This is a genomic window from Brevundimonas sp. AAP58, from assembly GCF_001295975.1.
Classification (GTDB): domain Bacteria; phylum Pseudomonadota; class Alphaproteobacteria; order Caulobacterales; family Caulobacteraceae; genus Brevundimonas.
The window spans coordinates 18,799-27,508 of the sequence record NZ_LJHU01000116.1 but is presented as its reverse complement, the minus strand read 5'-3'; the positions used below and the strand labels follow the sequence as shown (position 1 = coordinate 27,508).

Here is an 8,710-nt window from a genome sequence, read left to right as displayed (position 1 = left end):
CTATCACACCTTCGGCGGCTGGAAGCGCTCGGCCTTCGGCGACACCAACCAGCATGGCATGGAGGGCGTGAAGTTCTGGACCAAGGTCAAGACCGTCACCGCCCGCTGGCCCGACAGCGACCTGGAACACGCCGACAGCTCTTTCGTCATCCCGACCATGGCATGACGTGATCGAATGACGCGCCTCACTCCCCTGAGGCGTCGTCCATCGCCCGGGTCGGCTCTGTCAGCCCAAACTGATTGCCGGTCCCCAACTGGGCACCTAGCGTCACCAGCATGGCCAAATCCACCAATCCGTTCCGCTACTTCGACAGCTCGCCTGAGGTGATCCGGACGGTGGTGATGATGTACGTGAAGTTCCCTCTGTCTCTGCGGAATGTGGAGGACCTGCTGGCAGAGCGAGGCATCGACATTTGCCATGAGACGGTGCGCCTCTGGTGGAACCGGTTTGGCCCTATGTTCGCCGCAGAGATCCGCCGGAGGCGCGTCCAGAGGATGCGCTCCTTCACCCACTGGAGGTGGCACCTCGACGAGGTCTACGTGAAGATCAACGGCGAGATGCACTACCTCTGGCGGGCCGTCGACCACGAGGGCGAGGTGCTGGAATCCTTTGCCAGCAAGACCCGGGACAAGGCTGCGGCTCTCACCTTCATGAAGAAGCTGATGAAGCGGCACGGTCGGCCAAAGGCCATCACCACTGACGGACTAAGGTCCTATCAGGCCGCGATGAAGGACCTCGGCAACGCCTCTAAACAGGAGGTTGGCCGCTGGGCCAACAACAGGGTCGAGAACTCACACCTGCCGTTCCGACGACGAGAGCGGGCCATGCTGAGGTTCCGCCAGATGAAGACCCTGCAGAAGTTCAGCTCAGTGCACGCCGCCTTCCACAACCACTTCAATCAGGACCGCCACCTCATCAGCAGAGAGACCTACAAAGCCCAACGCTCAGCCGCTCTGGCTGAGTGGCAGGCGCTCGCCGCGTAGGGTTCGCCTCCCCCTGCCCTACCCGCGCCGACTGGAGACGAGTTAGCGTTGGACTGACAGCACCGGTCGAGGCATTCCAGCGCGGACGGGGTGTGTTTGACGTCATGATTTTGTCGCCCAAGGCGGGCGGCGTAGGTCTCACTATCACCGAGGCCAATCACGTCATCCACCTTTCCCGGTGGTGGAACCCAGCTGTCGAGGACCAGGCTACTGATCGCGTGTTCCGCATCGGGCAACGGCGCGATGTCCACGTCCACCTCCCGATGGCGGTCCACCCCGACCCCGCGATCCGGGAGTCCAGCTTTGACCTCAGGCTGAACGCACTGATCGATCGCAAGCGTAAGCTGACGCGCGACCTATTCCTGCCGCCCGACGCCAGCGATGGGGAACTGGCGAACCTATTCCGGGAAGTCTCGTTTGGCGAACCGGCGGCCGACCAGGTCCTCGGCCAACCAAATGAGCCGCAAAGCATAGTAGAACTCCCGGAGCGCGCCGTCGGCGTCGCGATCGAGCCTGAGCAGCCGGCGGACAACGAACCCCTCCAACGGTCAACGCTGACCCTGCCCAAGGCACTCTCCAATACGGGCATCCGTCAATGGCGTGTGGGTGCCGGCGGCGAGCGCCCGACTAAGGACATCCTCGCGCTGTTCGCTGGCCGCGACCTCGTCGAGGTCTCCATCCGAGATCCCTATGCGCTGGCTCGTCGCTCTAGTCGCGAGGCGCAGGTGAGGTTTATCGAAGATCTGAAGGCCGTTGCTCGGACCTTGGAAAGCGTCACGATCGAGTACGCGGAAGAGGTCGATGGCGACGCGTCCGATCCGCAGAACCGCCGCGAAATCGGCGACCTTCTAAGTCGCCGCCTTTCTCCGATGCCGAAGCTCACATTGGCCCGACGTCGTAAGCGTTCGCGCGATGACGACTTCCACGATCGGTTCGTGGACATCGCGGTGCGTCATTCGGGTGGCACCGTGCGCATTCACGAGCTCGCCTTGGGCCGCGGTGTCGAGGCGCTCTATGACGATCGCAAGCAGTGCACGGTGACCTACGCACCTCCGGGCTCAACGTAGCCCCAGGCCAAATATTCTTCCGAAAAGCATCGGTTGCTAGCGTTTATTGACCAAGTGACGTCAATCCTCAACGTATCAGTTTCCACCACGGATCCCATGTCTGACCTCAGAGCAACTTATGCGGCAATCCACGAGAGCGTCGCCAACGCGGATGCCGCTGCGCCTAACCATCTTCGGGCTGAATTGACTGACCTGTTCGTGAACCATCCCGCAGTCCGCCCTCATGACCAGTGCCGGCCTGCGAACGCCAAAATGATCCGCTACAAGCTGACCAATGGCCTGAGCCTCGGCCACCAGATCGAGACGACGCCGCAACACCTGTGGTTCGCTGTCTCGAAAGCCGATCTCCCTCCGAGCCTGAGCGGGGCCAAGATCTACCCCGCGACGGTCGACGGGAAAGGCCGGCACTCCAACGTTAATCAGATGCCCGACCTTCGTGACAAGGCCGTCGTCCGACTGACTGTTTCCACCGTCGAGGAAGCCGAGACGCTCCTTAACCACCTCGTGGCCGACTGATCCTCCCTCGTTTCGGTAGACACGGATGCCTGCTTCGGGAGGCGGCCTTGCGCCTAAGCCCCCTTCCAGGAACGGCACCGTCAGTTCGCTGACTGCCAGCGCCATGCTGCTTGTTAGGTCAGACCGCGCTTGCCGTAGAGTCAGAGCGGCGCTCTCCTCTTGGCCTTGACCCGACCCCGGATGCCACCGCGCGTCCGGGACGATCCCGCACGAGGACAGCCCTCCATTGAACCGAGGTCTCACCCCGTTGATACAAGCGAAGCAGAGCCTCTGTCAGACTGGACGTGTCGCTTGGAAGGCCTCGCTCAAACCCGGCGACCCCGGCGAGATCGACCCGCGCCATGGACCAGGCTGGGAAACGCCGAAAGGGTATCGGTGCGCGCTGAAGGAGGGTGAACTCTGAATGACGCTCATCCGCGATCAGCGCGTTGACCAGCCGATCTAGCGCGGGCCGATGGCCCTCCAGGACCTGGACGTATTCTGATCCCCAACGGGCAAGGACGCCGCTGAGTCCGTTGCGGGCGTTCTTCCATACAGAAACCCGCAAGATGTCGTCGATATCTGTCGGCGACTGGGGGCGAGCCAGGCTTCGGTAGATCAGGCTCTCTAGGGACAGGCGAGCGGAGGGCATGCACGAATCCTGAAGGAAGGACCAAGGGAAGCCAGAGGTAACTGCCACAACGAACAATGATATCAGGCGCTGCCTCCAGTCGAGAGGGGGAGGCCATCGACGTGCTGCGCAATCGGCGCGCCGGGTCCTGACGCATCATGCCGCGACCGTGTCGCTCTTCACCAATGACATGTCGTCTTCACTGCAAAGACTGCCAAGAAGATCAAACAGCGCGTTAGCAGTGATGGGCTTGGCGAGATGGGCGTCAGCCCCAGCGTCCAGACTGGCTGCCACGTGATCGGGCAGGGTGTTGGCCGTCAGCATCACGATTGGAGTATGGACGCGTCTCTGGTCGGCTTCGATCCGACGAATGGCCTGGGTCGCCGCGATGCCGTCCATCACAGGCATCATCATGTCCATGAGGATCACATCGAACCGCTCATGCAGGAAGGCATCGACGGCCTGCTCGCCGTCCTCGACAGACCTCACGTCAGCACCAATTGAGGTCAGGAGCAGTTCCGCAACGCGCCGATTGGTCGGGTTGTCGTCTACGATCAGCGCGCGACCCGTCCCGAAGGCGGCATCATCGTCTACTTCCGAAGCCGACACAGGCTCCTCGGCCTCCCGAAGCGGCAGGGTGAACCAGAAGACAGCTCCCTCCCCCGGTCGGCCCTGACACTCCAGTTCGCCACCCATGGCGGCCACGAGTTGGCGGGATATGGCCAGGCCGAGACCCGTCCCACCGAACCGGCGCGTGATGGTGCCATCGGCCTGTTGAAAGCGTTCAAAGATCGTCGCCCTCTGATCGTCAGTGAAGCCGATGCCTGTGTCGGCGACTTCAAAGCGATAGCCGGATCCAGCTCGAGCAACGCGCAGAGTGACCGATCCGGTCTCGGTGAACTTGACCGCATTTGATACCAGATTGGTGAGCACCTGCTTGAGCCGCAGCCCGTCTCCCATGACCTGCCCCGAAACGTCCGGGGCAATGTCCGTTGCAAGCATCAGGCCCTTGGCCTGAGCCATGACTGACGAGAGATTTTCAACATCACCCACGACAGAGGGCAACGACATCGGGCTATCGCCAAACTCCATCTCCCCGGACTCGATGCGCGCCAGATCCAGGATATCTCCAATCAAGCGACGCAGTTGATCCGACGACGATTGGATGATCGAGATCAACTCTGTCTGATGGGCCGTCAGGCCCGTTTTCGACAGGAGGTCTGCGACGGCGACCACCCCATTCAGCGGCGTCCTGAGCTCATGGCTCATATTCGCGAGGAAGGTCGATTTGGCCGTGTTGGCGACCTCTGCTTCTACCTTTGCCGCCAGTAGTTCCGCTGCGTGCCGCTTCCTCGTCGAGATATCTCGGATGTTGGAGTGGATATGGCGGACACCCTTGATCTGTGTGACCGACATCCAGAGTTCGATCTCTACGGGACGGCCGTCCTTGGTCTGAGCGGTCAGCTCGATGCGCCGGTCAAGCCGACCCTTGCCACTTTGCCGCCAGTGCTCAAGCGCTCGATCATGCGCCTCGACCTGACTTGGAGGGCAGATGATGTTGACCTTCCGACCTAGGGCGTCTGCCTTGCTGAAGCCGAAAAGCCGCTCAGCCCCTTGAGACCAGTCCGTGATTGAGCCGGAATCGTCGCAGTCAATCAGCGCGTCTGCCGATTCCTCGAGGGAGTGCCGCAGGGTTCGAACCTGGTGGCGCGTGGCGAGGTCGGCACTCACGATCTTCGCCAGCCCGGAGAGACGCGCGTGCAGAGCAGGATCATAGGCGCGCGGAGTGCTGTCCAGCACACACAGGGAGCCGACCGCATGGCCGTTCACCAGAATGGGAATCCCGGCGTAGAAGCGCAGATGGGGTTCGCCGACGACGTAAGGGTTATCGACAAAGCGGAAGTCGAGTGTGGCGTCCTCGACCCACATCGACCGATCTGGATCGGCCACAACATGGGTGCAGAACGAGCTCCAGCGGCACTGATCAGGATCAGGGAAGTTGGCGACGCCGGCGAACCAGTTGCGTTCGCTGTCCACGAGGGAAACCAGTGCGGTCTCCACACCGGCCAGATCGCGCGCGAGGGCCGCAACTTCATCGTGCAGCGATACCCTGGGATGACCGACCAGTCCGAAGGACCGGACCATCTCAACCCTGTTGGTCTCGCGATCTGACATAGGTAAGGAGATCACGGTCTTGCGCCCTCGTTTGCGGCGAGCATGAATTCCGCGAGTTAAAGATTTCATCTCCCGCAGGGGTAGTAGTTTTGCTTATGCGAGGGGCGACACGATTACGGTGAAGCGTGGTCCTCACACTGAAATCTGGATTTATCCTCTCTCGTCTAGTTAATCACTGATGCCTGCGGTGGCAGGGCGATTTCCGATAAAACCCATTCCTCGAAACGAAACCGCCCGTTCGCCGACTGACAGCACCGTATTTCCCCATCGGGAATCCTGACGTCCAGACCCGGGCCACGGACCGCATCGACGAGGCGAAGCGTGGTGATGGCGCGGCCGACCCACATCCAGGCGACCGCCTCTTGAAAGCGTTGCCGGTCCCAGAAAAACCCGTTCGCCGAATCACGACGCCGTTCACCGAGTTGGGCTGGGCACGCCGCGCTCCACTTCGACATAGTCGGTTCCAGCCGACCAGCGCCACCTCCCCCTTCTCAGCAAATTCACTGGTCCAGCCGATGCGCCGGCATAGCCCGGCGGAGCGCCGTGACCCTCGATCAGGAAATCTCATGAAGCGCTCCGCCGCATCTCTTCTGTGCATCGTCTCCGTTCTCATGGGCGGACACGCCGCTCAGGCCCAGGACTACGTCCGCGTGTTCGAGGCCGTCGATCGGACGGTGAGAGAGAATTTCTACGATCCGCATTTCGGAGGGCGGGACTGGTCGGCCATCGTCGAGCGCCGCCGGCTGGAGCTTGCAGGAGTCACTTCGGACGCGGAGTTTCAGCGGCTTGGCCAGGCCATGCTGAACGAGCTGGGCGTCTCCCATGTCGTCATGCATGCGCCCGGCTCCAGCCGGCCCACCATGGGACTTGGCGCGCGCTGGGAGTTGATCGACGGCCGGACCATCGTCGTCGACATCGATCCGGCGTCGGGGGCCAGGGCGGCGGGCCTGCGGATCGGCGACCATATCCTAGATCCCTCGATGATCCGGGGGCCGCGTCAGGAACCCGCGCGCCTCGAGGTCGAGCGCTGCGACGGGAGCGTCGTGCAGCTCGCCATACCCCGCGAGTCCGCCTACTGGCCGCCCCGCGAGCGCACGATCTCGTGGAGCATGCTCCGCCGGGGGGATGGTCGGTCCGTCGGCTATCTGCGCGCCGATCGCTTCAGCGACGACGCCGCCGAACTGATCGACGCGGCCATGGACACGCTGGGCGCCACAGACGGGCTGATCATCGACGTCCGCCACAACAGCGGCGGCAACGCCTCGGCCCTGCGCCTGCTCGGCTATTTCACCGACCCCGGCCCCGGGATCGCCCTCCTGTCGCGACCGTTTCTGGAAACGCTGGACGGCCCGGTGGAGGCCAAGGACCTGACCGACATCCTCCGCGTCAGCCGTGCCTACACCACCGAGGCCATCTTCGAGGCGGTCGGCGAAGGCGACGGCGCCGTCATGCTCATGATCGAGGACCTGGGTGAAAGACGCTATCGCAAGCCGGTGGTCGTCCTCATCGGACCGGACACCGGCAGCGCCGCCGAAGGCTTCGCCTGGGGCGCACGCGAGCAGACCGATGCGGTTCTGATCGGCCGCGAGACGGCGGGCGCACTGCTCAGTTCACAGTCCTTCGACCTGCCGGACGGCTGGCGTGTGACGATCCCCGTTCATGGCAACTGGGGGCCGGATGGACGCGACTTCGGCGACAGGAAGGTTCCGCCTCACATCGCCACCACACTGACCCCAGACGCGGTCTGTCGCGGCGACGACCTCGATCTTTCCCAGGCCACGAGAACGCTGGAGCAGCTATGGCGAGAAGCCGGTTCGTGAATATAGGCGTGAAGGTCCTGCGGTGATCCACGATAGGCCTGTCACGCTACCCGTCTGGCGTCGTCAATCGTGGCACAGATGCCGACGCTCGCGCCCAACGGGTCGCCCCGTCAGGATCAGGGTTCGCGGTGGGCCGTTATCGACGCTCTGAGACCCGCGAGGCGAGGGCCGCTCACGGTGAGAGGTTTGACGCCGCTCAAGGTCAGGCACCATTTTCGTTCGAGACGCTCCAGGGCCTCCGCATAGGCAAGATTGGCAATTGAACTCCGGTGAATGCGGACAAAGTGGTCAGGCAGCCGCTCTCCGAGCCGATCCAGCCGAGCGGCATGCAGGAGTCGGCGTCCACTGGACAGGTGAAGCTCGACGTAGTCGTCGGCACCCGTGATGGCGACGATGTCAGAGATGAGGACAAGCTCCACGCGTCCCGCGGCGACGACGGCGATCCTGTCTGCAGGGGTCGCGGCGCGTGTCAGGGCCTCTTCCCGCTGCCGGTCGTCGCGCCCCAGCCGCACCACCTCAAGCATCAGCAGGGGCAGGAGCAGCTGGGCCGCGAAGAGGAAGTGGGAGAAGTCTACGAAGGTGGCTGGAGCCGCCAGGGCGAGGATGATGAAGATCGTCAGATAGGCCAGGGTCCAACGGGCCCGGACGTCGCGAAGGGCGAAGGCCAGCACCCCACACGACAGACCCAGCCCGACGAGAAGGGCACCGACCGTCTTCAGGTCGAATCCGGGAGCGAGCGATGTCAGACCGATCGCCATCGCCGCAGAAAGGATGAGCGTGGGGGTGGTCCGCCTGCGGAACCGGTGAGCGATGAAGACCACCAAGAGCAGTGCGAAGGTCGCCGCCAACACCCAGATCGCGCCCAGCCGCCAGACATGGAGCGGATAGGGATATGCGACAAACGCCCGAAGGCTCTCCACCAGCGCCTGGGCTGCAGCCGTCCCCGCCATGCCGGCCAGCACAAGACTGGAGCTGGTGCGGCGCAGCGCATGGATCACGGTGAATCCGAACGCCGCGGCTAGCAGCGCGCCACCGAGAGCGAGGGTGACAGCCGTCGAGACCGACATCGGGGCCCGACGCTGCGTCTCGAGCGATATCCGGCCTATCGGGGCCGAAAGGCGCATACCGCCATGGAACGAAGACAGACGGACGATGATGACGTTTCCGACGGGGCGCCAGGCCTCCGAGGGAATGCCGTAGGCCACCTCATACAGCCCGGGTCGTTCTGTGGTGGCGTCGAAGCCGGGCATTCCGTTGGTGCCCAGACGAACGCCATTCAACCAGGTTTCTGACGAGGCGACGCCGACGAGGCGCAGCGTCGCACCGGTCGTCGTCTGTAGTCGGGGGACTTCGGCCCGGATCCATATCTCTCGACCCTGCGGATCAATGGGGCCGTCGAGGGGACGACACTCGGAAATTTCCGGCGACGTCGCCCGCAGGCTGCCGGTGCAGATTTCCCAGGCCATTCCCTGAGAGTGCGCCATGCCGGGGAGCAGGATAAGCGACAGAGACAGGAGCAGGCCACGGATCATCGGCGG

The 8,710-nt window shown here is 63.3% G+C and carries 8 protein-coding genes and 1 pseudogene; 5 read left to right on the top strand and 4 right to left on the bottom strand.

The genetic code is table 11. The features are described from left to right. From IP78_RS15380 to IP78_RS15375, 4 genes and pseudogenes are all read left to right on the top strand, one after another. Positions 1 to 166: pseudogene (locus IP78_RS15380) on the top strand (methylmalonate-semialdehyde dehydrogenase (CoA acylating)); the annotation flags it as partial. A gap of 110 nt (positions 167 to 276) precedes the next feature. Further along, positions 277 to 984, top strand: coding sequence for an IS6 family transposase (locus IP78_RS13760; RefSeq protein ID WP_054112235.1), 708 nt, complete (start codon positions 277 to 279; stop codon positions 982 to 984). 92 nt (positions 985 to 1,076) lie between these two features. Next, complete coding sequence (locus tag IP78_RS13755; RefSeq protein WP_054112234.1) at positions 1,077 to 2,051, top strand: helicase-related protein; 975 nt, start codon at positions 1,077 to 1,079, stop codon at positions 2,049 to 2,051. Positions 2,052 to 2,147: 96 nt separating this feature from the next. Then, positions 2,148 to 2,567: a hypothetical protein gene (locus IP78_RS15375; RefSeq protein ID WP_156320431.1), complete on the top strand. Its 420-nt coding sequence runs from the start codon at positions 2,148 to 2,150 to the stop codon at positions 2,565 to 2,567. A 118-nt stretch (positions 2,568 to 2,685) separates the two neighbouring features. Here the strand turns inward: IP78_RS15375 and IP78_RS15830 are convergent, their stop codons facing one another. From IP78_RS15830 to IP78_RS15370, 3 genes are all read right to left on the bottom strand, one after another. Continuing rightward, positions 2,686 to 3,198 (bottom strand): BLUF domain-containing protein, encoded by a 513-nt coding sequence (locus tag IP78_RS15830; RefSeq protein WP_082385126.1) that lies wholly within the window; start codon positions 3,196 to 3,198, stop codon positions 2,686 to 2,688. Between the two features lie 135 nt (positions 3,199 to 3,333). Beyond that, on the bottom strand, positions 3,334 to 5,322 hold the full coding sequence (locus IP78_RS13745; RefSeq protein ID WP_197272469.1) for an ATP-binding protein: 1,989 nt from the start codon (positions 5,320 to 5,322) through the stop codon (positions 3,334 to 3,336). A 194-nt stretch (positions 5,323 to 5,516) separates the two neighbouring features. Then, entirely contained in the window at positions 5,517 to 5,807 is a 291-nt protein-coding gene (locus IP78_RS15370; protein ID WP_156320430.1) for a hypothetical protein, read from the bottom strand. 111 nt (positions 5,808 to 5,918) lie between these two features. On the opposite strand from IP78_RS15370, the gene IP78_RS13740 reads away from it, so the two are divergent. Next, complete coding sequence (locus IP78_RS13740) at positions 5,919 to 7,172, top strand: S41 family peptidase (protein WP_054112231.1); 1,254 nt, start codon at positions 5,919 to 5,921, stop codon at positions 7,170 to 7,172. 116 nt (positions 7,173 to 7,288) lie between these two features. Here the strand turns inward: IP78_RS13740 and IP78_RS13735 are convergent, their stop codons facing one another. Then, positions 7,289 to 8,704 (bottom strand): LytTR family DNA-binding domain-containing protein, encoded by a 1,416-nt coding sequence (locus IP78_RS13735; RefSeq protein WP_054112230.1) that lies wholly within the window; start codon positions 8,702 to 8,704, stop codon positions 7,289 to 7,291. Between the last annotated feature and the right edge of the window lie 6 nt (positions 8,705 to 8,710).

Bases quoted from the DNA above. Each gene is read 5' to 3' on its own strand.
- IP78_RS13740 (WP_054112231.1), top strand. From the start codon at position 5,919: ATGAAGCGCTCCGCCGCATCTCTTCTGTGCATCGTCTCCGTTCTCATG.
- IP78_RS15370 (WP_156320430.1), bottom strand. From the start codon at position 5,807: ATGTCGAAGTGGAGCGCGGCGTGCCCAGCCCAACTCGGTGAACGGCGT.
- IP78_RS13760 (WP_054112235.1), top strand. From the start codon at position 277: ATGGCCAAATCCACCAATCCGTTCCGCTACTTCGACAGCTCGCCTGAG.
- IP78_RS15830 (WP_082385126.1), bottom strand. From the start codon at position 3,198: ATGCCCTCCGCTCGCCTGTCCCTAGAGAGCCTGATCTACCGAAGCCTG.
- IP78_RS13745 (WP_197272469.1), bottom strand. From the start codon at position 5,322: ATGGTCCGGTCCTTCGGACTGGTCGGTCATCCCAGGGTATCGCTGCAC.
- IP78_RS15375 (WP_156320431.1), top strand. From the start codon at position 2,148: ATGTCTGACCTCAGAGCAACTTATGCGGCAATCCACGAGAGCGTCGCC.
- IP78_RS13735 (WP_054112230.1), bottom strand. From the start codon at position 8,704: ATGATCCGTGGCCTGCTCCTGTCTCTGTCGCTTATCCTGCTCCCCGGC.